The sequence below is a fragment of the Streptosporangium carneum genome (genome assembly GCF_027922005.1).
Taxonomy (GTDB): Bacteria; Actinomycetota; Actinomycetes; order Streptosporangiales; family Streptosporangiaceae; genus Streptosporangium; species Streptosporangium carneum.
The window spans coordinates 17,150-41,067 of sequence record NZ_BSEV01000009.1; the positions used below are offsets into that span (position 1 = coordinate 17,150).

Below are 23,918 nucleotides of genomic sequence, written 5' to 3' on the forward strand. Positions count from 1 at the left end.
GTTGACGGGTTCTCGCTGCGGGGGGCGTCACCGGCCGGGTCGTCCGTGGGGTGACGCGGGGACCTCACCTCCCGGGCCGTACTCGCCGCGCTTGGCCTTGGTCCAGATGTAGACGGGGATACCCACCAGGAGCATCAGGAAGCCGATGAAGATGGCCTCCATCCCCGCGCCGTAGGTCATCCAGAAGGCGAACAGGATCGCCACGGCGGTGACCGCCAGGTCACGGCCCAGCCTGGCCCCGCTGATCCTTCTGGCCCCGGTGACCAGCCAGAACAGCTGGGCGCACGCGGAGAAGAAGTAGGGGATGACCGTGGTGAAGGTGGCGATCAGCAGGATCTTGTTGAAGCCGTCCTCGGTGCCGAAGTAGTTGTAGACCGCGACCAGCGAGGTCAGCGCGGTGCCGGCGACGATGCCGACCCACGGCACGCCGCGGCGCGACTCCCTGGCGAAGACGCTCGGGAACAGTCCGTCCCTGGCCGCGGCCATCGGCATCTCCGCGACCAGCATGGTCCAGCCGTTGATGGCGCCGATGCCGGAGACGATCGCGCAGGCGGCCATGATGCCGCCGCCGACACTGCCGCCGAACATGTTGTTGATCGCGTCGGCGAACGGGGCGGTGGAGTTGACGAGCGCGTCGTGCGGGACGGTGCCGAAGATGGCGACCGTGCTGAGCATGTACATCGCGGCGCAGATCAGCACGCCGTAGACGCTGGATTTGCCGATGTTGCGGGCGGGGTCCCTGACCTTCTCCGCGACGATGGTGACGCTCTCCACGCCCGAGTAGATGAACAATGCGAGCGCGCCCGCGGTGGACAGGGCGGCGATCCAGCTGCCGCCGGTCGCGACGAACGGGCCGAAGTTGCCGCCCTGGACGAAGAACAGGCCGACCACCGCGACGAAGATCAGCGGGATGAACTTCAGCACCGCGGTGACCAGCGCGAAGGCGCCGATGTTCTTCACGCCGCTCAGGTTGATCAGCGCCGGGATCCAGAGCGCGACCAGGGCCAGCGCGATCTGGGCGACGGGGGAGGTCCAGTTCAGGAAGTAGTTGACGTAGTTGACCCAGACGACGGCGATCGCGGCGTTGCCGATCCAGGCGGTGAGCCAGAACGACCAGGCGTTCCAGAAGCCGGAGAACTCGCCGAAGGCGTCCTTGGCGTACGCGTAGGGGCCGCCGCCGGTGGGCAGGCGCGCGCCCAGCCTGCCGAACACGATGGCCAGGGCGATGGCGCCGATCGACACCAGGGCCATGGCGACGATGCTGATGGTGCCGTACGCGGCGAGCGAGGCGGGCAGCAGGAACACGCCCGTGCCCACGATGTTGCCCACGATCAGGGAGATCGCCGCGGGGAGGCCGAGCTTGCCGTGTTCCTCGGCGATCGCCTCGGCTGCCTCGTCGCGGATCACCCCTTCTTCTGCGGCGGTCCGTCCTCGCGGACGGTCGCCAAAGGAATCCCCCATGGTGCGCCCCCCGGCACATATCCCCCTATTGCTCACTTTCAGTGGCAATACCTAATGAGGTCCCCGGGGCGGGAAAGGGCGAAACCCGCCCTGCCAGGGCGGATGGGCGGCGCCGGTGTCCGATGGGCCGGGGGAGGGGTGTTCACGGGGCGTTCCCGAGCCGGGCCGGAGCCGGGCGCGGGTCGGGCCGCTGTCCGGCCCGGTCAGGCCCGGATCAGCCGCGGATCAGGGTGTGGGAGACGGGGGCCGGGTCGGCCTCGGCCGTGCCCGAGATCGGCGGGAGCAGCACGGCCATGATCGCCATGATCGCGGCCAGCAGGGCGACGGGAAGCAGGACCGCGGGGAACGGGCCGCGTCGGGGTGACAGGGGCTCGGCGGTGACCGCGCCGGTCGCGAAGGACGACAGGGACTCGGCCAGGAGCGGATCCTCGGTGTAGAGCCGGTCGGCGATCCCGTCGAGAGTGCGCTTTTCGCGAGCGGACAGGCCCATGTTTTCCATCCCCCGGTGGCTGACGATGACGCGGAGGATTTTAATGCCACTTTGTCGGGTTTTGCCAAGTCGGAGGGGGTAGATCTTCGCTGTCAGTCCTCGGCCTTCGAGTGGGCCAGCGCCTCCGCCCCGCCCGAGATCTCGGTGAGTTCGGTGGTGATCTCGCCCTGGCGCGCGGAGTTGGCCCGCCGGGTCAGCTGCGCGACGAGCTCGTGGGCGTTCTCCGTCGCCGACATCATCGCCTGCCGCCTGGAGGCGTGCTCGGCGGCGCTGGACTCCAGCAGCATGCGCCAGATCCGTCCCCTGACGTACTGCCGCAGCAGCATGTCGAGCACGGCCCCGGGGTTCGGCTCGAACTCGTACGGCGGCGGCGGGGCCGCCAGGGATCCCTCGCCCCCGCCGCCGATCTCCTGCTCCTCGATCTCCAGGGGCAGGATCCGGTGCACCCTGGTCTGCTGGTTCAGCATGGACACGAACTCGGTGAACACGACGTGCACCTCGCCGACCCCGCCCTCCCTGGTCGGCATGTCGAAGGCCTCGACCAGGGTCTGCCCGATCTCGGCGGCCACCTCGTAGACCGGGCTGTCGGACAGGCCGACCCACTCCCGTTCCGTCTTCCTGTGCCGGAAGCGGTAGAAGTCGACCGCCTTGCGGCCGCACAGATAGAAGGTCGGCTCCTTGCCCTGCTCGCGCAGAAGCGTGGCGAGCGCGTCGCCCTGGCGCAGCGCGTTGTTGTTGAAGGCCCCGCAGAAGCCCCGGTCGCTGCTCATCACCAGCACGGCGACGCGGGAGGTGTCCGGCCTGCGGTTGAGCAGCGCGTGGTCCATGCGCGTGCCGTGGCTGATCATGATGGAGGACACCCTGGTGATCTCCTCGGCGTACGGCCTGGCGGCCTCGAGGCGCTGGCGGGCCTTGGGGATCCGTGAGGACGCGATGAGCTCCTGGGCTCGGGTGATCTTGGCCGTCGACCTGACGGACCGGATGCGCGCGCGGATCGCGCGGAGCTCTGCCCCCATGGTGCCTCCCGGTGCCTCCGTGATCCTCGGCCTCTCCTGCCGGTGAGGAGGCCATCTTCACAGCACTGCCCGCGATGAGCTGCCGTTACGGTCGGCGGCAGGCCAGGTTTTGCCAATCCGCGCCCCCCGTTAGGGGCTTATGCCCCTTATGTCATATTTTGTCACCATTAAGGAACTAAGGGGCTGGTTCTGGGGCATCGTCGCCCGGCTGCTAACGTGAGGGCGTCGACTTCCTTTAAGACCCGTCCTGTGAGGCGGGAAAGGTGGTGTTCTCTTTGGCTGACGCCGTTTCGCATGCCCGCGGCAGCGCCCACGCGGTCCTCGAGGGACCCGACATCAATCGCGCGCTGATCCGCATCTCCCACGAGATCCTCGAGCGCACCAAGGGCGCCGAGGACATCGTCCTGCTCGGGATCCCCACCAGGGGCGTCCATCTGGCCCAGCGCCTGGCCGCCTACATCAGGCAGTTCGAGGGCCGCTCCGTGCCCGTCGGATCCCTCGACGTCACGATGTACCGCGACGACCTGCGCCTGCGCCCCGCCCGCGCGCTCGGCCGCACCGAGCTGCCCTCGGACGGCATAGACGGCAGGATCGTCGTCCTCGTCGACGACGTCCTCTACTCGGGCCGCACGGTCCGCTCCGCGCTCGACGCGCTCAACGACCTGGGCCGCCCGCAGGCCGTCCAGCTCGCCGCCCTGGTCGACCGAGGCCACCGAGAGCTGCCCATCAGGGCCGACTACGTGGGCAAGAACCTCCCGACCTCCAAGTCCGAGATCGTCAAGGTCTACCTGGAGGAGAACGACGGCCGTGACGCGGTCCTGCTGCTGAAGGAAGGCGACAAGTGAAACGGCACCTGATCTCGGCGGCCGACCTGAGTCGTGACGACGCCCTGCTGATCCTGGACACCGCCGACGAGCTGGCGAAGATCTCGGAACGTTCCATCAAGAAGCTGCCGACCCTGCGCGGCCGTACCGTGGTGAACCTCTTCTTCGAGGACTCCACCCGCACCCGCATCTCCTTCGAGGCCGCGGCCAAGCGCCTGTCGGCCGACGTGATCAACTTCTCCGCCAAGGGGTCGAGCGTCTCCAAGGGCGAGTCGCTCAAGGACACCGCCCTCACCCTCGAGGCGATGGGCGCCGACGCCGTCGTCATCAGGCACGGCGCCTCCGGCGCGCCGCACCGCCTGGCCAACTGGGTCCGCGGCAGCGTCGTCAACGCCGGGGACGGCACCCACGAGCACCCGACCCAGGCGCTGCTCGACGCCTTCACAATGCGCCGCCGCCTGGGCTCGCTGGACGGCAGGAAGGTCACGATCGTCGGCGACGTCCTGCACAGCCGGGTCGCCCGCTCCAACGTGCTGCTGCTGGCCACGCTCGGCGCCGAGGTGACCCTGGTCGCCCCGCCGACCCTGCTGCCGGTGACCGTCGACTCGTGGCCGTGCGAGGTCTCCTACGACCTCGACGCCGTGCTGCCCAAGTCCGACGTGGTGATGATGCTGCGCGTGCAGCGCGAGCGGATGAACGCCGCGTTCTTCCCCACGGAGCGGGAGTACAGCCGCCGCTACGGTCTCGACCGCGAGCGCGTCGCCAAGCTGCACGACGACGCCGTCGTGATGCACCCCGGCCCGATGAACCGGGGCATGGAGATCGCGGCCGAGGTGGCCGACTCACCGCGCTCGACGATCGTCGAGCAGGTCGCCAACGGGGTGACCACCCGCATGGCCGTCCTTTACCTGCTGCTCGGCGGCGCCGACCTCGGAGGAGAGATCCAGTGAAGACCATCGTCATCAAGGGCGCCAGGATCCTCGGCGGCGAGCCGGTCGACATCCTGGTCCGCGACGGCGTCGTCGCGGAGATCGGCCAGGACCTGAGCGGTGACGAGACGGTCGACGCCCGGGGCCTCATCGCTCTGCCGGGCCTGGTCGACCTGCACACCCACCTCCGCGAGCCCGGCAGGGAGGACGCGGAGACCGTCGAGACCGGCACCCGCGCCGCCGCCCTCGGCGGCTACACCGCGGTGCACGCCATGGCCAACACCGACCCGGTCGCCGACACCGCCGGCGTCGTCGAGCAGGTCTGGCGGCTCGGCCAGGAGGCGGGCCACTGCGACGTCCGCCCGGTCGGCGCCGTCACCGTGGGCCTCGAGGGCGAACGTCTGGCCGAGCTGGGCGCGATGGCCGACTCGGCCGCGCGGGTCCGCGTCTTCTCCGACGACGGCAAGTGCGTCTCGGACGCGGTGCTCATGCGCCGCGCGCTCGAGTACGTCAAGGCCTTCGACGGCGTGGTCGCCCAGCACGCCCAGGAGCCGCGCCTGACCAAGGACGCGCAGATGAACGAGGGCGCGGTCTCCGGCAGGCTCGGCCTGACCGGCTGGCCCGCGGTCGCCGAGGAGGCGATCATCGCCCGCGACTGCCTGCTCGCCGCGCACGTCGGCTCCCGCCTGCACGTCTGCCACCTGTCGACCGCCGGCTCCGTCGAGATCGTCCGCTGGGCCAAGTCGAAGGGCTGGGACGTCACCGCAGAGGTGACCCCGCACCACCTGCTCCTGACCGACGACCTCGTCGAGGACTCCCCGGTCGGCTCCTACAACCCCATCTACAAGGTGAACCCGCCGCTGCGCACCCGCGCGGACGTGGAGGCGCTGCGCGCGGCCCTGGCCGACGGCACGATCGACTGCGTCGCCACCGACCACGCCCCGCACCCGCTCGAGGACAAGGAGACCGAGTGGGCCGCCGCGGCCATGGGCATGATCGGCCTGGAGACGGCGCTGTCCGTGGTCCAGGAGGCCATGGTCGAGACCGGGCTGCTCGACTGGGCGGGGGTCGCCGAGCGCATGTCCCACGCCCCGGCCAGGATCGGCAGGGTGGCCGACCACGGCCAGCCGATCGAGGTCGGCGCGCCGGCCAACATCACCCTCTACGACGCGGAGGCGCGCACCGAGGTCGACCCGGCCGGTTACGCCTCCAAGAGCCGCAACACGCCCTACGAGGGCAGGAGCCTGCCCGGCCGCGTCGTGGCGACCTTCCTGCGCGGCAGGCCGACCGTCCTGGACGGAAAGCTCGCGTGACCTCCTCCCGCTCGCCACGCGTGAACGACCCGCGCGCGGCGGCGCCGCTGCCCGGGCGGCGGGAGGTCGTCCCACATCATGGAGAGGCGCCCTTCAGTTGCGCCAGATATTTCATACTTTGCGGAGCAATGACCGAGATGATCGGGGTGTTTGAGTGACCGCAGTGCTAGTGCTGGAAGACGGCCGAGTCTTCCACGGGACCCCTTACGGAGCCGAGGGCGAGACCTTCGGCGAGATGGTCTTCAACACCGGGATGACCGGCTACCAGGAGACCCTCACCGACCCCTCGTACCACCGACAGATCGTCGCGATGACCGCGCCGCACATCGGCAACACCGGGGTCAACGACGAGGACCCCGAGTCCTCCCGCGTCTGGGTCTCCGGCTACGTGGTCCGCGAGCCCGCGCGCGTCTCCTCCAACTGGCGCGCCACCCGCTCCCTCGACGACTACCTCAGGGAGCAGGGCGTCGTCGGCATCGCCATCCCCGGCACCCGCGCCCTCACCCGCCACCTGCGCGAGCGCGGCGCGATGCGCGCCGGGGTGTTCTCCGGAGAGGCCCTCGCCCCGGTCGAGGAGCTGCTCGAGCGGGTCAGGAACAGCCCCGCCATGGAGGGCGCGGACCTGGCCGAGGCGGTCTCGACCGCCGAGCCGTACGTCGTGCCCGCCGTCGGCGAGAAGCGGTTCACCGTGGCGGCCGTCGACCTCGGCATCAAGGCGATGACCCCGCAGCGGATGGCCGAGCGCGGCTGCGAGGTGCACGTCCTGCCCGCCTCGAGCACCGCGCAGGACATCCTCGCCCTCAACCCCGACGGGGTGTTCTTCTCCAACGGTCCCGGCGACCCGGCGACCGCCGACCACCAGGTCGAGGCGCTGCGCGGAGTCCTCGCCGCGGGCAAGCCGTTCTTCGGCATCTGCTTCGGCAACCAGATCTTCGGCCGCGCCCTCGGGCTCGGCACCTACAAGCTGCGCTACGGCCACCGGGGGGTCAACCAGCCGGTCCAGGACCGCCGTACCGGCAAGGTGGAGATCTCCGCGCACAACCACGGCTTCGCCGTGCAGGCCCCCCTCGAGGGGAGCTTCGACACGCCGTACGGCCCGGCGGAGGTCAGCCACGTCAACCTCAACGACGACTGCGTCGAGGGGCTGCGGCTGGTCGACCGTCCCGCCTTCAGCGTCCAGTACCACCCGGAGGCCGCCGCGGGCCCGCACGACTCCGCCGGGCTGTTCGACCGGTTCTGCGCGCTGATGGAAGAGAACACGAACACGACGGAGGGCAGCAAGGGTGCCTAAGCGCACGGACATCCAGTCGGTCATGGTGATCGGCTCAGGGCCGATCGTGATCGGGCAGGCCTGCGAGTTCGACTACTCCGGCACCCAGGCCTGCCGCGTGCTGCGCGCGGAGGGCTTCCGCGTGATCCTCGTCAACAGCAACCCGGCCACGATCATGACGGACCCGGAGTTCGCCGACGCCACCTACGTCGAGCCGATCACCCCGGACATCGTCGAGAAGATCATCGCCAAGGAGCGCCCCGACGCGCTGCTGCCGACCCTGGGCGGCCAGACGGCGCTCAACACCGCGATCGCCCTGCACGAGGCCGGAGTCCTGGCCAAGTACGACGTCGAGCTGATCGGCGCGGACGTCGACGCCATCCAGGCGGGCGAGAACCGGGAGCTGTTCAAGGACATCGTCGCCAAGGTCGCCGAGGAGCGCGGCCTCAACGCCGAGTCGGCCCGCTCCTTCGTCTGCCACACCATGGACGAGTGCCTGGCCGCCGCGGGCGAGCTGGGCTACCCGCTGGTCGTGCGGCCCTCCTTCACCATGGGCGGCGTCGGCTCCGGCTTCGCCCACGACGAGGACGGCCTGCGCAGGATCGCCGGAGCGGGCCTCGACGCCTCGCCGACCACCGAGGTGCTCCTGGAGGAGTCCATCCTCGGCTGGAAGGAGTACGAGCTGGAGGTCATGCGCGACAAGGCCGACAACGTCGTCATCGTCTGCTCCATCGAGAACCTCGACCCGATGGGCGTGCACACCGGCGACAGCGTCACCGTGGCCCCGGCGCTGACCCTCACCGACCGCGAGTACCAGAACATGCGCGACGTCGCCATCGCGGTCATCCGCGAGGTCGGCGTCGACACCGGCGGCTGCAACATCCAGTTCGCCGTCGACCCGCGCACCGGACGCATGGTCGTCATCGAGATGAACCCGCGCGTCTCCCGTTCCAGCGCGCTGGCCTCCAAGGCCACCGGCTTCCCGATCGCCAAGATCGCGGCCAAGCTGGCCATCGGCTACACCCTGGACGAGATCCCCAACGACATCACCAGGGAGACCCCGGCGTCGTTCGAGCCGTCGCTGGACTACATCGTGGTCAAGGTGCCGCGCTTCGCCTTCGACAAGTTCCCCGGCGCCGACCAGACCCTGACGACCCACATGAAGTCGGTGGGCGAGGCCATGGCCATCGGCAGGTCCTTCCCCGAGGCCCTGCAGAAGGCGCTGCGGTCGCTGGAGAAGAAGGGCGCGGTCTTCACCTGGGCGGGAGAGCCCGGCGACAAGGACGAACTGCTGGCGGCCTGCGGGACCCCGCACGACGGCAGGCTGCGCACCATGCAGCAGGCCATCCGCGCCGGGGCGACCGCGGCCGAGCTGTTCGAGGCCACCGCCGTCGACCCGTGGTTCCTGGACCAGCTCTACGCCATCGACGAGATCGCCGCCGAGGTGCGCGAGGCCGACCGGCTCACCGTCGAGGTGCTGACCAGGGCCAAGCGAAACGGCTTCAGCGACGCGCAGATCGCCGAGCTGCGCGACATGAGCGAGCCCGAGGTCCGCGACCTGCGCCACGCCCTGGGCCTGCGGCCCGTCTACAACACCGTCGACACCTGCGCCGCCGAGTTCGCCGCCCAGACGCCCTACCTGTACTCGACCTACGACGAGGAGACCGAGGTCCCGCAGGGCGACCGTCCCAAGGTCCTCATCCTCGGCTCGGGCCCGAACCGCATCGGCCAGGGCATCGAGTTCGACTACGCCTGCGTGCACGCCTCCTTCGAGCTGTCGGCCGCCGGATACGAGACCGTCATGGTCAACTGCAACCCCGAGACGGTCTCCACCGACTACGACACCTCCGACCGGCTCTACTTCGAGCCGCTCACCCTGGAGGACGTGCTGGAGGTCGTGCACGCCGAGCAGCAGACCGGGCCGGTCGTGGGCGTCATCGTCCAGCTCGGCGGGCAGACCCCGCTGGGACTGGCCCAGGCGCTCAAGGACGCAGGGGTGCCGATCGTCGGCACCTCGCCCGAGTCGATCCACCTGGCCGAGGAACGCGGCGCGTTCGGCAGGGTCCTGGCCGAGGCCGGGCTGCCCGCCCCCAAGCACGGCACCGCGGTGACCGTGGAGGAGGCGCTGACCATCGCGGAGGAGATCGGCTACCCGGTGCTGGTGCGGCCCTCCTACGTCCTCGGCGGCGCGGGCATGGCCATCGTCTACGACGACGAGACGCTGAGCACCTACATGGCCAAGGCGGGCGCGGCCAGCGACCACCCGGTCCTGGTGGACAAGTTCCTCGACGAGGCCGTGGAGATCGACGTCGACGCGCTGTTCGACGGCGAGGAGCTCTACCTCGGCGGCGTGATGGAGCACATCGAGGAGGCCGGCATCCACTCCGGCGACTCGGCCTGCTCGCTGCCCCCGATGACGCTCGGCGCCTACGACATCAAGCGCATCCGGTCCGCCACCGAGGCCATCGCCCGCGGGGTGGGCGTGCGCGGCCTGCTGAACGTCCAGTACGCCATGTCGGCCAACATCCTGTACGTGCTGGAGGCCAACCCGCGTGCCAGCCGTACGGTGCCGTTCGTCTCCAAGGCCACCGCGGTGCCGCTGGCCAAGGCGGCGGCCCGGGTGATGATGGGCGCCACCGTGGCCGAGCTGCGCGCCGAGGGCATGCTCCCCGCGGAGGGCGACGGAGGCACCATGCCGCTGGACGCGCCCATCGCGGTCAAGGAGGCCGTGCTGCCGTTCAACCGGTTCAGGGGCGTCGACACCGTGCTCGGCCCGGAGATGCGCTCCACCGGCGAGGTCATGGGCATCGACGAGTTCTTCGGCACCGCCTACGCCAAGTCGCAGGCCGCGGCCTACGGTTCGCTGCCGACCAAGGGACGGGCGTTCGTCTCGGTGGCCAACCGCGACAAGCGTGCGATGATCTTCCCTGTCAAGGCGCTGGCCGACCTCGGATTCGAGATCCTGGCCACCGAGGGCACGGCCGAGGTGCTGCGCCGCAACGGCGTCCATGCCAAGATCGTGCGCAAGCAGAGTGACGGGACGGGGCCCGACGGGGAGCCGACCATCGGCAGGCGGATCCTGGACGGCGAGGTGGATCTCATCGTGAACACGCCCTTCGGCAGCCCCGGACAGTCCGGGCCGCGGCTGGACGGCTACGAGATCCGCACCGCGGCCGTGCTGCGGGGCGTTCCCTGCATTACGACCGTCCAGGGGCTGGCCGCCGCGGTCCAGGGCGTCCAGGCCATCGTCCGCGGCGACGTGGGCGTACGGTCGCTCCAGGAGCACGGGGAGCGGCTCAGGGGACGAGTGAGCGGAGCGGCCGGTGAAGGATGAGCCGTCCGCGTAGAGAATGAGGAGCCGGGCGCGACCGTGGGCTCGTGCGGCTTGAGGGGACGAGTGAGCGGAGCGGCCGGCGAAGGATGAGCCGTCCGCGTGGAGAATGAGGAGCCGGACGCGACCATGGACACAGCACACCTGCGGGGTTGATGCCTAAGCGGAGGTGAGGGAGACGCCTGTTACTCCGGTACAGGTGACGGGCACGGTGCTGACGACGCGCCGGGTCGACGCCTACCATGCGCTGACCGTGGTCGCGCCCGGCATCGCCGAGCGCTTCAGGCCGGGACACTTCGTGTCGGTGGCCGTCGGAGGGGCGCAGACGTCGATGCTGACGCGCCGTTCCTTCTCCGTTCACGACGTCAAACCCGACTACGGCGGCACGGTCGAGTTCGTCTTCACCGTCGGCGGTCCGGGCACGGCGTGGCTGGCCGAGCGCCGCGCCCGTGACACGCTGGACCTGGTCGGGCCGCTCGGCAGGCCGTTCCCCCTGCCGCGCGACCCGGTCACCTGCGTCCTGGTCGGCGCCGAGTACGGCTCCGCGCCGCTGTTCACCGTGGCCGACGCCCTCCAGCAGCGCGGCTGCCGGGTCGACTTCGTGCTCGGCGCGGCCTCGTCGGACCGGGTCTTCGGCGCGTTGCGCGCCCGCAGGATGGGGGAGACCACCACCCTGACCACGGAGGACGGCTCCCTGGGCATGCGCGGCAGGGTGACCGACGTGCTGCCCGGCGTGATCGCCGACGTCAGGGCGGACGCGGTCTACGCCTGCGGCCCGATGGAGACGCTGCGCGGCGTCACCGCCGTGGCGGTCGAGTTCGACATACCGGTCCAGGTGGCCGTCGAGGAGCGGATGGCCTGCGGGATCGGCGTGTGCATGACGTGCGTGCTGCCGGTCATCGGAGACGACGGTGTCACCCGGATGGTGCGCTCGTGCGTCGAAGGACCGGTCTTCAGGGGCGAGCGCGTCCGCTTCGACGACGTCGGAACGATCCCGTTCGACGCGCTCGGAGCGCCGGGTGGTGGAACACGCAATGTCGGTTGACATGCGGACGTACCTGGGGCACGTGGAACTGGCCAACCCGATCACCACGGCCGCCGGATGCGCCGCCTCGGGCTCGGAGCTGGCCCAGTTCTTCGACCTGGGCCGGATCGGCGCGCTGACCACACGGTCGATCACCATGGCCCCCAGAGCGGGCCGTCCGACCCCCAGGATGGCCGAGACGCCCTCGGGGCTGCTCAACGCCGTCGGCCTCCAGGGGCCCGGCGTGGACGCCTTCCTGGAGCGTGAGCTGCCCTGGCTGGCCCAGCGGGGCGTCAGGACCGTCGTCTCCGTCGGGGGCGGGACCGTCGCCGAGTACACCGCGCTGGCGCGCAGGCTCACCGACGCCCCCGGGGTGACCGCCGTCGAGGTCAACCTCTCCTGTCCCAACATCGAGGACAGGGGGAGGGTCTTCGCCCGCGACGGGGCCGCCTCAGCCGAGGTGATCGCCTCGGTGCGCTCGGTCATGCGCTACGACGTCCCGGTGGTCGCCAAGCTGTCGCCCGACGTGGTGGACATCGTGAGCGTCGCCAGGGCGTGCGTCGACGGAGGCGCGGACGCCCTCTCGATGATCAACAGCCCCATCGGCATGAGCATCGACACCGAGGCCATGCGGCCCTCGCTCGCCGCGGTCACCGGCGGCCTGTCGGGACCGGCCATCCGGCCGCTGGCCGTACGCTGCGTCTGGCAGGTCCACGCGGCGCTGCCCAGCGTGCCCATCATCGGCATGGGGGGCGTGCTGACCGGCAGGGACGCCTTCGAGCTGATCCTGGCGGGCGCCTGTGTCGTCGCTGTCGGCACGGCGCTGTTCCACGACCCCTACGCCTGCCTGCGCGTCCTGCGGGAGCTTGAGGAGCTCCTGGCGGCGCGGGGGTTCCACCGCCTGGCCGACGCCGTCGGGCTGGCCCATCGTCCGCCGGGGACTGCCACCCGGCACCGGATAGACCTTGAGGAGACCGCCCTGTGACGCCCGCACCCATCGCCGTCGCCCTGGACGCACCCGACCTGGAGACCGCGGCCCACTGGGCGAGCCTGGTGACCCCGCACGTCAGCACCGTGAAGGTCGGTCTCGAACTCTACCTCCGCTACGGCCCCGAGGTGATCGCCTCGGTCCGGGGCGCGAGCGGCGTCCAGGTCTTCCTCGACCTCAAGCTCCACGACATCCCGAACACCGTCGCGGGCGCGGCCAAGGCTGTGGCGCGGCTCAAGCCCGCCATCCTGACCGTCCACGCGGCGGGAGGCCCCACCATGATCAGGGCGGCGGTCGACGCGCTGCCCGGCACCCAGGTCGCGGCCGTGACGGTGCTCACGTCGCTCTCAGAGGCCGATCTCGAGAGGATCGGCGTCGCCGGCCCTCCCGATGACGCCGTGCGCCGTCTGGCGGCGCTCGCCGTCGGCGCGGGAGCCCAGGCCCTGGTGTGCTCGCCACGTGAGGTCGCCACGGTGCGGGCAGAGGTCGGGCCGGACATCACCCTCATCACTCCCGGCGTCCGCCCCGCCGGTTCCGAGAGTCAGGATCAGGCCAGAGTAGCGACTCCCGAGAGGGCTTTCGCCGACGGGGCCGATCTTCTGGTGATCGGCCGCCCGATCACCGGCTCCGCGGACCCCGGCGCGACGGCGGCGAGGATCGCCGCGGAGCTCCGCAGGGCCCTCGCGTCCGCCGACAGGGGGGCCTGATCCGCATCCCCGAAAAACGCGGAGTTGAGCGTCGTTTCGTCGACACTCGGCAACTTTTGCGATACACAAAGTGACGAAGTAGATTTTCTAAGGGAAGAAACTGGTCTTGACGTTGCTTGAAGCGCGATGACCAGCTAGTTTCCCTTCCCGTCCGAGTACATCGACAGGAAATTCGAGGTGACCCGGCGTGGCTCTTCCTCCCCTTACCCCTGAGCAGCGCGCCGCAGCCCTAGAGAAGGCTGCCAAGGCCCGCCGAGAGCGTGCCGAGGTTAAGAACCGCCTGAAGCACGGCGCTATCTCTCTGGCTGAGGTGCTCAAAGACGGGCAGGCTGACGACGTCATCGGCAAGATGAAGGTGTCGGCTCTTCTGGAGTCGCTCCCCGGCGTGGGCAAGGTCCGCGCCAAGCAGCTGATGGAGCGGCTTGGCATCGCAGAGTCCCGCCGCGTGCGGGGTCTCGGCGCCAACCAGAGGGCATCGCTCGAGCGTGAGTTCGGCGGGGCCGAGAGCTAATCTCGGTTCAAGACACACGCTCACCCGCGATCGCGGGAACGGCATCACGGGGGGTTTTGGAGTTGACCGGAACATCGTGGCCCGACGGGAGTCGGGCTCCGGAGAAGACCGCTGAGAGCGGGTCCGGCGGCTCCACATCCCCGGTCGCAGGCCCGGAGGGGGCGCGAGCCTTCCCCGGACCGACCGGCAACCGCCTGACGGTCCTCTCAGGGCCGTCAGGTGTAGGCAAGTCCACGGTCGTCGCCGAGCTTCGGCGGGCACACCCGGAGGTGTGGCTGTCGGTCTCGGTGACCACCAGGAAACCCCGTCCGGGGGAGACCCACGGGGTCGAGTACTTCTTCGCCGACGACGAGGAGTTCGACCGCCTCGCCGCCTCGGGCGAGCTGCTGGAGTGGGCGGAGTTCGCCGGCAACCGGTACGGCACGCCGCGCGGCCCCGTGCTCGACAAGCTCGCCGCGGGGGTTCCCACACTGCTCGAGATCGACCTGCAGGGGGCCCGTCAGGTCCGCGCGACCATGCCGGAGGCTCTTCTGGTCTTCCTGGCCCCGCCCTCGTGGGAGGAGCTGGAGAAGCGTCTGCGGGGCAGGGGCACCGAGCCCGAGGACGTCATCGCCCGCCGACTCGCCGCGGGCCGGATCGAGATGGCGGCCGAGCAGGAGTTCGACCTGTCCCTGGTGAACACATCCGTCCAGGACGTATGCCACCGGCTGATAGCCTTGTTGGCTGATGCTCCCGAGGCTTCGAGCCCCGGACGTTCACCTAGCTAGGGGAAAACACAACGTGGCAACGAACGCGGCCTATTCCGAAGGCATCACCAACCCGTCGATCGACGCCCTGCTCGACATCGTCGACAGCAAGTACAGCCTCGTGATCTTCGGTTCGAAGCGCGCCCGCCAGATCAACGCCTACTACTCCCAGCTGGGCGAGGGTCTGCTGGAGTACGTCGGCCCGCTCGTCGAGACCCACGCCCAGGAGAAGCCGCTGTCCATCGCGCTGCGCGAGGTCAGCGAGGGCCTGCTCACCTCAGAGCCGATCGAGGGCTAGTCCCACCCATGCGGACGCCTGGCGAGGGCGCGGCGGACGCGCCCGTGGCCGACTCCTCCGAGTCCGGCTCTCCCACCGAACGGCGGACGTCGCACGGCGGTTCCCCGACGCCCGGCGACGAGCGCCCTTCCACGCCGGGCGGTGACGGCTCCGCGGCCTCGGAGGGCGGCGGCCGGCGTCGAAGGCCCTCCGTCGTCCTCGGGGTCAGCGCGGGCATCGCCGCCTACAAGGCCTGCGAGCTGCTGCGCCTGTTCACCGAGTCGGGCCACGACGTCCGCGTCGTCCCCACCAGAGAGGCCCTCAACTTCGTCGGCGAGCCCACCTGGGCCGCGCTGTCGGGCAATCCCGTGACGACCGACGTCTGGGAGTCCGTGCACGAGGTTCCCCACGTCCGGATCGGGCAGGGCGCCGATCTGGTGGTCGTCGCCCCCGCCACCGCCGACGTGCTCGCCAAGGCCGCCCACGGGCTGGCGGGCGACCTGCTGACCAACACGCTCCTCACCGCGCGCTGCCCGGTGGTCTTCGCCCCCGCGATGCACACCGAGATGTGGGAGCATCCCGCGACCCGCGCCAACGTCGCCACGCTGCGCGAGCGCGGGGCGATCGTCATCGATCCCGCCGTCGGCCGTCTGACCGGCGCGGACACGGGCCGCGGACGGCTGCCGGACCCCAGGGAGATCTTCGAGCTCTGCCGCGGGGTCCTGTCGGGACGTCCCGCGGACCTTGCGGGCCGCCGCCTGGTGATCTCCGCGGGGGGCACCCGCGAGGCGCTCGACCCGGTCCGTTTCCTCGGCAACCGCTCCTCGGGCCTGCAGGGTTACGCCCTGGCCCGCACGGCCCTGGCCAGGGGCGCGGAGGTGACCCTGGTCGCCGCCAACGTCGCCCTGCCCGACCCGGCGGGGGCCACGGTGATCCGGGTCGAGTCGGCGCTCGAGATGCGCGAGGCCGTGCTGGAGGCGGTCGAGAACGCCGACGCGGTGGTGATGGCCGCCGCCGTCGCCGACTTCCGCCCCGCGAGGCGGAGCGACTCGAAGGTCAAGAAGACCTCCGCCGAGCCCGACCCTATCCATTTGGTGAAAAATCCAGACATTCTGGCTGAGCTGGGTGAGCGCCGCAGGGAGGGGCTCAAGCCGTACCCCCAGGTCATCGTCGGATTCGCCGCGGAGACCGACGACGTGCTCGCCAACGGGCGCGCCAAGCTCGCCCGCAAGGGCTGTGACCTGCTGGTCGTCAACCAGGTGGGGGAGAATCTCGCGTTCGGCAGGCCGGACAACGCGGCGGTCGTGCTGGTCGCGGACGGGGATCCGGTGGAGATCCCGCGCGGACCCAAGGAGGACCTCGCCGACGTGGTCTGGGACCTCGTCGCCGGAAGGCTCGCCTGATCTGCTTGCTGGAGATCCTCCAGCGACGGATACTGCGTCCGAAAGCGGCCTGGAACGTTACGCCCGGGAGGGTTTTGACCATGCCGGTGTCTGCCGTCGTCAGGGCGCGTTGCCGCGCCCTGCTCCCCTCGGGGGAGGACATCCGCTACATCCTGCCGGCCCTGTCGGTGAACGCGCCGGGCATGGCGACCTTCCTCATCGTGGTCGCCGACCGGTCGATCCTGGTGCTGTCCACCAAGTTCTTCGACCGTGACATACCGAACTCCGTCTACGCCACCCACGCGCGCCGGACCAGGCTGGGCCCGGTCGAGTTCTCCGCGGGGGCGGCCATCGAGCTCGGCGGCATGGTGTTCGAGATCGACGAGGAGTACGCGGCGGTGGTGTGCGCCGCGGACGCCGAGGTCTTCGCCCCCGAGACGTTGCCCCCCGACCCGCTTCCCGACCTCTGACCGCTCTCCTCCGTCCCGACCGCTCTCCTCCGCCCTGACCGCGATCCCCGCCCTCGTCCTGTCGCCCCGCTCCTGGCCTCGGCCCCGGTCCGGCCGTCGGCCGGGATTTCCCCCCGGGCCCGTTTCTCCGCTCCGCCCTCTTCGCCCCCGTCCGTTGAGGAAACGTGTGCCGCTCTCCCCACTTGGGGATAAAACGGGCGAAAAGGATAAAAGGGTCGGAGGTGGTTTCTGGATTGATGGGGACCTCGCGGGCGTCGCGTGTCGTTCGCGTTCTCGTCGTGCTGCTGTCCCTCGTGTTCCCGCCCGGTGTCGCGGCCCGTGGGGGCCGTGCCGTACGCGCCGAACCGCCGACCCCCGTCTCCCGGACGGTGACCGACAGGGCGGGCGCGCTCGGCGGTCGCAGAGGTCAGGTCGAGGCCGCCCTCGCCAGGCTGGAGGCCGCTCACGCCGTGCGCCTGTACGTCGTCTACGTCGAGGACTTCTCCGGGCTGTCCGCCCAGGAGTGGGCCTCCCAGGCGGCCCTGCGCGGTCATCTCGGCAGGCTCGAGCTGCTGCTGGCGGTCTCCGTCGGGCAGAGGCGCTACGCCGTCTCCGCCGACTCGCGTTTCCCCCTGTCGGCCGGGGAGCTCGACGAGGTGGCCGCGACCGCGATCGAGCCCGCGCTGCGGCACGGCGACTGGGCGGGTGCGGCGGTGGGCGCCGCGGAGGGCTACGCGGAGGCTCTCGCCACCCGGGGGCTGATCCGCGCGGGACGGGCTCCAGGTGAGATGGATCACGTGAGACGGGCTGTGCGGGCGGCGGCCGCCGGGGGGCGTGCTCCAGGCGGGCCGGGCGGATGAGGCCGTACGGGGGCGGGATCGTGCCGTCTAACCAGTCAAAGTGGCGTGATTTCCGGCATTTCCGATGGGGTGTGATTCGGAGGTGTTTCTGGTAGGACGTGATTCTGGACGGCCGACACGGTCACCGGTCCCTGATTTCGGCTCGCCAGATTCGAGGTGATTTCGCGACGCCGCTCCAGGTGGGGCTAGAATTCGGCGAGCGCTCCTGGTGTCGTGCCGACGCCAGAGCCCCCAGACGCCAGCAGCCGCTGCATGAGGAGCCACTGACTTGTCCCGTCGCCTGTTCACCTCCGAGTCGGTCACAGAGGGCCACCCGGACAAGATCGCCGACCAGATCAGTGACGCGATTCTCGACGCCCTGCTCAAGGGTGACCCCAAGAGCCGTGTCGCGGTCGAGACGCTGATCACCACCGGTCAGGTCCACGTCGCCGGAGAGGTGACGACGGAGACCTACGTCGACATCCCCGGCCTCATCCGGGAGAAGATCCTCGAGATCGGCTACGACGCCTCCCACAAGGGCTTCGACGGCGCCTCCTGCGGCGTGTCGGTGTCCATCGGCGCGCAGTCGCCCGACATCGCCCAGGGCGTCGACGACGCCTACGAGAACCGCGAGGGCGAGGGCGCCGACGAGCTCGACCGCCAGGGCGCCGGCGACCAGGGCCTGATGTTCGGCTACGCCTCGCGCGAGACCCCCGAGCTGATGCCGCTGCCGATCCAGCTGGCCCACCGCTTGGCCGAGCGCCTGTCGCAGGTCCGCAAGGAGGGCATCGTCCCCTACCTCCGTCCCGACGGCAAGACCCAGGTCACCATCGAGTACGACGGCGACAAGCCGGTCCGCCTCGACACCGTGGTCGTCTCCACCCAGCACGCGGCCGAGATCGACCTCAAGGAGATGCTGGCCCCGGACATCAAGGAGCACGTGGTCGACCCGGTGCTCGCCGGTCTGGAGATCGACACCGAGGGTTACCGGCTGCTGGTCAACCCGACCGGTCGCTTCGAGATCGGCGGCCCGATGGGCGACGCCGGTCTGACCGGCCGCAAGATCATCGTTGACACCTACGGCGGCATGGCCCGCCACGGCGGCGGCGCCTTCTCCGGCAAGGACCCGTCCAAGGTGGACCGCTCGGCCGCCTACGCCATGCGCTGGGTCGCCAAGAACATCGTGGCCGCCGAGCTGGCCGACCGCGCCGAGGTCCAGGTCGCCTACGCCATCGGCAAGGCGCACCCGGTCGGCGTGTTCGTCGAGACCTTCGGCACCGAGAAGGTCCCGGTCGAGAAGATCCAGGAAGCCGTGCTCAGCGTCTTCGACCTGCGCCCGGCCGCGATCATCCGCGACCTCGACCTGCTCCGCCCGATCTACTCGGCGACCTCCGCGTACGGCCACTTCGGCAGGCCCGAGTTCTCCTGGGAGGCCACCGACCGCGCCGAGGCCCTCCGCAAGGCCGCCGGTCTCTGACCGACCCCGGTTCTCCGGCCGGTGGCGACACCGGTCCTCAACCGACCGGAGCAGCCCCCGTGAGACGTCTCACGGGGGCTGCTCCGTGTCTTCCCCAGGCCTTCGCTGTGCTTTCTCCGGGTCTTCGCCGTCCGGCGCGCGGCTCACCGAGGCGGCCGGTTCTCCCGGACGGCTCGCCTCACACCCCGCGCCGGAGCGTACGGCGCACGGCCAGGCCGGCGAACGCCACGGAGGCGGCCGTCAGGAGGGCGGCCTCGGTCCACTGGAAGCGCCAGAACCGCGACGGCGGGTGGAAGTAGACGGCGAACCGGTAGCCCTTGCCGAACATGCACCGCTCGTACGCCCGCTGGTTGCGGTCGCCGCGCCCGACGTCCGGAGGGTGGGGGCAGACTCCACTCGGCGGGGCCGCCAGCTCCCGTCCGGCAGGGTCGACCCAGGCGTCGCTCACCCTTCGGCTGTCGGCGTCCGACAGCACGGTGGTGTCCGACAGCACGATTCGCTCCGGTTCGGCGTAGTGGTCGCTGGACTTGTACAGGGTGAGCGTCGTCAGAGTGATCACGGCCACGACCAGTGCCATCGCCGGCAGTGTACGGCGCAGCAGCGTCCCCGCCGCGGTGCCCAGCATGAAGGCGTACAGCCACCACGCCGCCGGGGCCACGCCGACCATGTTGAACACGCCGGGGTTGCCGAAGAAGTCCTCCTGGTGGAAGACCGGCCGCCACAGGCTCACCATCGCGGCCAGTGTCAGCCCCGCGGCGGCCACCAGGGCGCCGAGCACGGCGAGCTTGACCGCCAGCCAGCGGCGGACGGAGACCGACTGGGTCCAGGCCAGCTTGTGGGTTCCGCGCTCGTACTCGCGGCCCAGCAGCGGCGCCCCCCAGAACGCGCCGATCAGCGCGGGGGCGACGATCGGCATCCAGCCGAAGACCGTGTAGACCGCGTCGTAACGGTCGGCGAGGGCTCTGGCCAGGTCCCAGCAGGCAGGCGCCGATCCCGGGCAGCCCGGCGGCGCGTGCTCGGCGATGTACAGCTTCGCCTCCACCGCCGAGCCGAGCAGGAGGAGGCCCAGCGCCGTCAGCAGGACGGCGGTGGCGAGGATCTGCGCCCGATGCTGGCGCCAGGTCAGCCAGATCACGCCCTCACCGCCGCCAGGGCGGGCAGCGCGGACGCCTGCGGGCTGCGCAGATAGGCCATCACCAGTTCCTCCAGGTCAACCGGGCGGGCACTCCAGCGCGGGTCGAGCACGGGTGCGCCCCGGACCAGCAGCCGCGCCTGCCTGCCGGTGCGGGAGGCCTCCACCACCCGCGTCCCGGCCGGTGGGGTGTCGACGAGCTCGGCCGGACCGGTCAGCGCCAGGTGCTCGGCGAGCAGGTCGTCGACGTCACCGCTGACCTGAACCCGGCCGCCGCCCAGCACGATCAGCCAGTCGCAGGTGTCCCGCAGGTCGGCGACGACATGGGAGGAGATCAGGACTGTCAGCGGCTGCTCGGCGACCTCGACCATGAGCGAGCGCATGACGTCGTGCCGGGCCAGCGGGTCAAGGTTGGCCAACGGCTCGTCCAGCACCAGCAGGTCGGGGCGCCGGGCCAGTGCGACGGTGAGCGCCACCTGCGCCTGCTGCCCGCCCGAGAGCCTGGCCGTCCTGCGGTCCAGCGGGATGCCCAGCCCGGTCAGCCGGGCGGTGGCGTACTCCTGGTCCCAGACGCGGTTGAGCCGTCGCCCGAAGGCGAGCATCTCGGCGACGGTGAAGGTGTCGTACAGCGGCTTGTCCTGGGCCATGAACGCCACCCGGCCGGGGACGGAGACCTCGCCGGAGGTGGGGGTGAGCAACCCGACGGCCACGTGCAGCAGGGTGGTCTTGCCGGCGCCGTTGGGACCCACCAGCGCGGCGATGCGGCCGGCCGGGACGGCCAGCGAGCAGTCGCGCAACGCGTCGGCGCGTCGGTAGCGCACGCCCAGGCCGGTTGTCCGCAGGGCGACGCTCACGCTGTGTCCTCCCGGAAGCAGTCGACCATCGCCATGGAGAACAGCGTCTCCATGTCGTCGCGGTCGAGACCGGCCGTGCGTGCCCGCCGTACCCACGCGTCCAGGTCCCGTCGCAGGGCGGCCTGATCGGCCAGGCGGGCGCCGCCGATCGAGCGCTGCACGAAGGTGCCCAGCCCCGGTCTGCCCGCCACGAGACCTTCGCGCTCCAGCTCGCGGTAGGCCTTGAGCACGGTGTTCGGGTTGATGGCCAGGGCGTCGACCACTTCTCGAGCGGTGGGCAGCTTGTCGCCCGGCCGCAGCGTGCCCAGACGCAGGGCCTGTTTGACCTGGTGGACGAGCTGGAGGTACGTCGCCACCCCCGATCTGTGGTCCAGGTGGAATTCGATCATAAAGAAAACACTCTTTCACTAGATAAGTAGTGAAAGAGTGCTTTAGTGATCTTCGCCTGTCAACAGGCCACGGGAGGGGGGCGGGTCAGGCCCTCTCGTCCGCGTGGTCGGCGGAGGCGGTCGCGAACTGCGCCCAGACCGCGTGACCGGTGGCCGGAGCGCCCCGGTGGCCCGCCTTCGAGGCCAGCGCGGCGATCAGGTCGAGGCCCCGGCCCCGCTCCGCGAACGGGTCGGCCCGCTCGCGGTGCCCGAACTCGGGCACGCCGCCCAGGCCGTGGTCGTGAACGGTGACCCGGACGGTCGCCGCCTTGCGGACGACCTCGACGACGAAGACGCCGTGCGGCCGCCCGCTGGCGGTATGGGCGACCGCGTTGGCGGCGAGTTCGGCGACGGCCTGCTCCGCGTCGTCGCGGCAGGAGGAGTCCGCGAGAAGGAACCTGACGAACTGCCGCGCCCTGGGCACCTGGTCCAGGCGTCCGGGGAAGGTCCGCCTCCAGGTCAGCCCGGAGGGAAACAGTCGCAGCATCGCGTCGATCATCTCCGGAGCCACCTCGTTCCAGGTAACGGCCATGGATCATCTCCCGAGGAGAAGGAATGCGTCACCGGAACCGTGGCGCACGCCTCCGGCTCCGATAACCCCCTGTGAAACCTTCGGGACCACTCCACAGGAAAACCGCTCTGACCTGCGGCTATGTCTCACTGAATGGGGCGGGCATCCCTGTTTTCACAGTGATCGTCATTATGTGTGACCAGACGATTACCATTCGTATGGGCTCGTGGAGATCGGAAAGGGGCGACGATGTCAGGTGAGGGCTACCGGATCCTGCTCGACTGCAGGCGGCGTGCCAGAGCGTTGCGGGCTCGCTCCTTCACCTTCGACCAGATCGCCGACGTGCTGTCCCTGGACCACGCGGTCAGCCCCTTGCGCCTGTACCGCTACGCGCACGGCCGCACCGCCTCCGACGTCGTGACCGTCTTCAACGACCTCGACCCGGCGGGCGCCGCGTCCCTGCGCGAGGCTCGGCTGTACGACTACGAGGCCTGGCCCGACGGCGGGCGCAGGCCCTCGGCCAGAACGATCGCGACCTTCGCCCGGATCTACCAGACCGCCGCCTGCCGCCTGCTGCCGGAGGAGGCCTACGCCTCCTACGACGTACGCGACCGCGACCTCCTCGACCGCGCCGACCACCGCCATCTCGACCCCTGTCAGAGTTCTCACCGGCACGGCCATGTCCGGCAGGCGTCCGCCCGTGACACCATGCGGGCGGAAACGGGTTCAGGGGGGATCGCCGCCCGAGGGCCCGCGCACTACGCCGAACTGCTGCGCGCGCTGAGCGCCGAGGAGGCCGACGTGAGACGACGCGAGTTGCTCTTCGAGCTGGCCCTGGTCCTCGGCGGCACTCCCGCGCTGGGCCTGCTGCGCCACCTCACCCCGCTGGAGCGGGAACGGCTCGTCGCCACGGCCGGGCAGCGGGCCCCGGTCGACAGCGACGCGATCGGCCTGCTGGAAAAGCTCATGAACCGGCTGTGGGGCATGGACGAGCGCCTTGGGCCCGCACAGGTGCTGCCGGTCGCCGAGGCCAAGCGCGCCCTCGTCGGCGACCTGCTCAAACAGGCCTCTCTCACCCCGGATCTTCGTGACCGCCTGCTCCGCCTCTACTGGAACCTGTCCCTCATGACCGGCTGGAGCCACTTCGACCTCACGGACTACGCGGGTGCCTCCCGCCGATACAACGAGGGACTGGCGGCGGCCCACGAACTGGGCGCCCCCGCTCTCATCGCCCACCTGCACGGCCTGCTGGCCTACATGGCACTGCACCAGAGACGGCCCAGCGTCGCGTTGGACCACGCCTTCGCCGCCGAGGGGTGGGCGAAGGAGAGCGGCCACCCCCTGCAGCAGGCGGCGGCCTCCATCCAGCTCGCCAGGGCGCTCTCCAGGGTCAAGCGTGACGAAGGCGCCCTGCGCCTCATCGACCGTGCCGCCCACCTGGCGGGCAGAGGGCGGAGCGGCCCCGTTTTCCAGCATCTCGGCTGGCTCACCCCGGACTGCGTCCCCTCCTACGGGATCTTCTGTCTCCTCGAACTCAACCGGCCGGACCAGGTGCTGGCCGAGGTGAGACAGCGGCTCGCGACGATGGACTCCAACTTCGTCCGGGAACGGGGCCTTCTGCAAGCCGAATGCGCCACCGCGCTCGTCCAGAAGCGGGAGATCGTCGCCGCCGCCGAGATGATCGGCGAGGCCGCGCAGGTCACCGCGACGCACAGCTCCGCCCGTCTCGTCCAGTCCGTACGGCAGGCCCGCGCCCGGCTCGACCCCTGGGCCGACAACCGGCATGTCCGGGACCTGGACGAACGCCTCCGCACGCTCTCCGTCACCGGCTGAGGCCCGCCCGGATCGGCCTCCCGGACGCCTGGCGCGATCCACCTCCCCTTCCGTGCCGGGAAGGGGGTCGTGCCGCAGACGTAGAAGGCCACCTCGTCGCCCGTACATCAAACTTGTGCCTATTTA

23 protein-coding genes are annotated in these 23,918 nt (G+C 70.6%); 16 read left to right on the top strand and 7 right to left on the bottom strand.

Features of this window, described 5'->3' with window-relative positions:
• Positions 1 to 27: 27 nt before the first annotated feature.
• The 3 genes from PKF00_RS20370 to PKF00_RS20380 form a co-directional block, all read right to left on the bottom strand.
• Positions 28 to 1,407, bottom strand: coding sequence for an amino acid permease (locus PKF00_RS20370; protein WP_271219169.1), 1,380 nt, complete (start codon positions 1,405 to 1,407; stop codon positions 28 to 30).
• 268 nt (positions 1,408 to 1,675) lie between these two features.
• Positions 1,676 to 1,951, bottom strand: a complete 276-nt coding sequence (locus PKF00_RS20375) for a DUF3040 domain-containing protein (protein WP_271219170.1) — start codon at positions 1,949 to 1,951, stop codon at positions 1,676 to 1,678.
• Positions 1,952 to 2,043: 92 nt separating this feature from the next.
• A complete protein-coding gene (locus tag PKF00_RS20380) occupies positions 2,044 to 2,967 on the bottom strand; it encodes a F0F1 ATP synthase subunit gamma (protein ID WP_271219171.1) in 924 nt (307 codons plus the stop codon).
• 275 nt (positions 2,968 to 3,242) lie between these two features.
• Between PKF00_RS20380 and pyrR the strand changes: the two genes are divergently transcribed.
• The 15 genes from pyrR to metK all read left to right on the top strand — a co-directional run bounded on the left by pyrR (position 3,243) and on the right by metK (position 19,034).
• Complete coding sequence (gene pyrR / locus PKF00_RS20385; protein ID WP_271219172.1) at positions 3,243 to 3,812, top strand: bifunctional pyr operon transcriptional regulator/uracil phosphoribosyltransferase PyrR; 570 nt, start codon at positions 3,243 to 3,245, stop codon at positions 3,810 to 3,812.
• A complete protein-coding gene (locus PKF00_RS20390) occupies positions 3,809 to 4,741 on the top strand; it encodes an aspartate carbamoyltransferase catalytic subunit (RefSeq protein WP_271219173.1) in 933 nt (310 codons plus the stop codon). The genes pyrR and PKF00_RS20390 overlap by 4 nt, the downstream gene beginning before the upstream one ends.
• Complete coding sequence (locus PKF00_RS20395) at positions 4,738 to 6,033, top strand: dihydroorotase (RefSeq protein WP_271219174.1); 1,296 nt, start codon at positions 4,738 to 4,740, stop codon at positions 6,031 to 6,033. Before PKF00_RS20390 ends, PKF00_RS20395 begins: the two co-directional genes overlap by 4 nt.
• Before the next feature lie 154 nt (positions 6,034 to 6,187).
• On the top strand, positions 6,188 to 7,324 hold the full coding sequence (carA, locus tag PKF00_RS20400; RefSeq protein ID WP_271219175.1) for a glutamine-hydrolyzing carbamoyl-phosphate synthase small subunit: 1,137 nt from the start codon (positions 6,188 to 6,190) through the stop codon (positions 7,322 to 7,324).
• Positions 7,317 to 10,637 carry a carbamoyl-phosphate synthase large subunit gene (carB, locus tag PKF00_RS20405; RefSeq protein ID WP_271219176.1) on the top strand — a complete coding sequence of 1,107 codons (3,321 nt, stop codon included), beginning with the start codon at positions 7,317 to 7,319 and terminating at the stop codon, positions 10,635 to 10,637. The genes carA and carB overlap by 8 nt, the downstream gene beginning before the upstream one ends.
• 166 nt (positions 10,638 to 10,803) lie before the next feature.
• Entirely contained in the window at positions 10,804 to 11,679 is an 876-nt protein-coding gene (locus PKF00_RS20410) for a dihydroorotate dehydrogenase electron transfer subunit (RefSeq protein WP_425582232.1), read from the top strand.
• A complete protein-coding gene (locus PKF00_RS20415) occupies positions 11,669 to 12,643 on the top strand; it encodes a dihydroorotate dehydrogenase (RefSeq protein WP_271219178.1) in 975 nt (324 codons plus the stop codon). The genes PKF00_RS20410 and PKF00_RS20415 overlap by 11 nt, the downstream gene beginning before the upstream one ends.
• A complete protein-coding gene (gene pyrF, locus PKF00_RS20420; RefSeq protein WP_271219179.1) occupies positions 12,640 to 13,353 on the top strand; it encodes an orotidine-5'-phosphate decarboxylase in 714 nt (237 codons plus the stop codon). Before PKF00_RS20415 ends, pyrF begins: the two co-directional genes overlap by 4 nt.
• Before the next feature lie 187 nt (positions 13,354 to 13,540).
• A complete protein-coding gene (gene mihF, locus PKF00_RS20425) occupies positions 13,541 to 13,864 on the top strand; it encodes an integration host factor, actinobacterial type (protein WP_012889515.1) in 324 nt (107 codons plus the stop codon).
• Between the two features lie 194 nt (positions 13,865 to 14,058).
• A complete protein-coding gene (gmk, locus tag PKF00_RS20430) occupies positions 14,059 to 14,631 on the top strand; it encodes a guanylate kinase (protein WP_271219439.1) in 573 nt (190 codons plus the stop codon).
• Between the two features lie 13 nt (positions 14,632 to 14,644).
• Complete coding sequence (gene rpoZ, locus PKF00_RS20435) at positions 14,645 to 14,908, top strand: DNA-directed RNA polymerase subunit omega (protein ID WP_012889517.1); 264 nt, start codon at positions 14,645 to 14,647, stop codon at positions 14,906 to 14,908.
• A gap of 8 nt (positions 14,909 to 14,916) precedes the next feature.
• Entirely contained in the window at positions 14,917 to 16,290 is a 1,374-nt protein-coding gene (gene coaBC / locus PKF00_RS20440) for a bifunctional phosphopantothenoylcysteine decarboxylase/phosphopantothenate--cysteine ligase CoaBC (protein WP_271219180.1), read from the top strand.
• Between the two features lie 80 nt (positions 16,291 to 16,370).
• Positions 16,371 to 16,739 (top strand): hypothetical protein, encoded by a 369-nt coding sequence (locus PKF00_RS20445; protein ID WP_271219181.1) that lies wholly within the window; start codon positions 16,371 to 16,373, stop codon positions 16,737 to 16,739.
• A 278-nt stretch (positions 16,740 to 17,017) separates the two neighbouring features.
• Positions 17,018 to 17,578, top strand: coding sequence for a TPM domain-containing protein (locus PKF00_RS20450; RefSeq protein ID WP_271219182.1), 561 nt, complete (start codon positions 17,018 to 17,020; stop codon positions 17,576 to 17,578).
• 268 nt (positions 17,579 to 17,846) lie between these two features.
• Positions 17,847 to 19,034, top strand: a complete 1,188-nt coding sequence (gene metK / locus PKF00_RS20455; RefSeq protein ID WP_271219183.1) for a methionine adenosyltransferase — start codon at positions 17,847 to 17,849, stop codon at positions 19,032 to 19,034.
• Between the two features lie 178 nt (positions 19,035 to 19,212).
• On the opposite strand, the gene PKF00_RS20460 is transcribed toward metK, so the two are convergent.
• The 4 genes from PKF00_RS20460 to PKF00_RS20475 form a co-directional block, all read right to left on the bottom strand.
• A complete protein-coding gene (locus PKF00_RS20460) occupies positions 19,213 to 20,169 on the bottom strand; it encodes an ABC-2 membrane transporter-related protein (RefSeq protein WP_271219184.1) in 957 nt (318 codons plus the stop codon).
• Entirely contained in the window at positions 20,166 to 21,020 is an 855-nt protein-coding gene (locus tag PKF00_RS20465; RefSeq protein WP_271219185.1) for an ABC transporter ATP-binding protein, read from the bottom strand. Before PKF00_RS20465 ends, PKF00_RS20460 begins: the two co-directional genes overlap by 4 nt.
• Positions 21,017 to 21,409: a GntR family transcriptional regulator gene (locus PKF00_RS20470; protein ID WP_271219186.1), complete on the bottom strand. Its 393-nt coding sequence runs from the start codon at positions 21,407 to 21,409 to the stop codon at positions 21,017 to 21,019. The genes PKF00_RS20465 and PKF00_RS20470 overlap by 4 nt, the downstream gene beginning before the upstream one ends.
• Positions 21,410 to 21,494: 85 nt before the next feature.
• Entirely contained in the window at positions 21,495 to 21,980 is a 486-nt protein-coding gene (locus PKF00_RS20475) for an ATP-binding protein (protein WP_271219187.1), read from the bottom strand.
• A gap of 228 nt (positions 21,981 to 22,208) precedes the next feature.
• Here PKF00_RS20475 and PKF00_RS20480 point away from each other — a divergent pair, with 228 nt between their 5' ends.
• Positions 22,209 to 23,792, top strand: a complete 1,584-nt coding sequence (locus PKF00_RS20480; protein ID WP_271219188.1) for an NsdA family TPR-like regulatory protein — start codon at positions 22,209 to 22,211, stop codon at positions 23,790 to 23,792.
• Positions 23,793 to 23,918: the final 126 nt, after the last annotated feature.

Excerpts from the sequence above, each read along its gene's own strand:
- PKF00_RS20480 (WP_271219188.1), top strand. The coding sequence starts at position 22,209 with ATGTCAGGTGAGGGCTACCGGATCCTGCTCGACTGCAGGCGGCGTGCC.
- PKF00_RS20375 (WP_271219170.1), bottom strand. The coding sequence starts at position 1,951 with ATGGGCCTGTCCGCTCGCGAAAAGCGCACTCTCGACGGGATCGCCGAC.
- PKF00_RS20380 (WP_271219171.1), bottom strand. The coding sequence starts at position 2,967 with ATGGGGGCAGAGCTCCGCGCGATCCGCGCGCGCATCCGGTCCGTCAGG.
- PKF00_RS20415 (WP_271219178.1), top strand. The coding sequence starts at position 11,669 with ATGTCGGTTGACATGCGGACGTACCTGGGGCACGTGGAACTGGCCAAC.
- coaBC (WP_271219180.1), top strand. The coding sequence starts at position 14,917 with ATGCGGACGCCTGGCGAGGGCGCGGCGGACGCGCCCGTGGCCGACTCC.
- PKF00_RS20470 (WP_271219186.1), bottom strand. The coding sequence starts at position 21,409 with ATGATCGAATTCCACCTGGACCACAGATCGGGGGTGGCGACGTACCTC.
- PKF00_RS20475 (WP_271219187.1), bottom strand. The coding sequence starts at position 21,980 with ATGGCCGTTACCTGGAACGAGGTGGCTCCGGAGATGATCGACGCGATG.
- PKF00_RS20445 (WP_271219181.1), top strand. The coding sequence starts at position 16,371 with ATGCCGGTGTCTGCCGTCGTCAGGGCGCGTTGCCGCGCCCTGCTCCCC.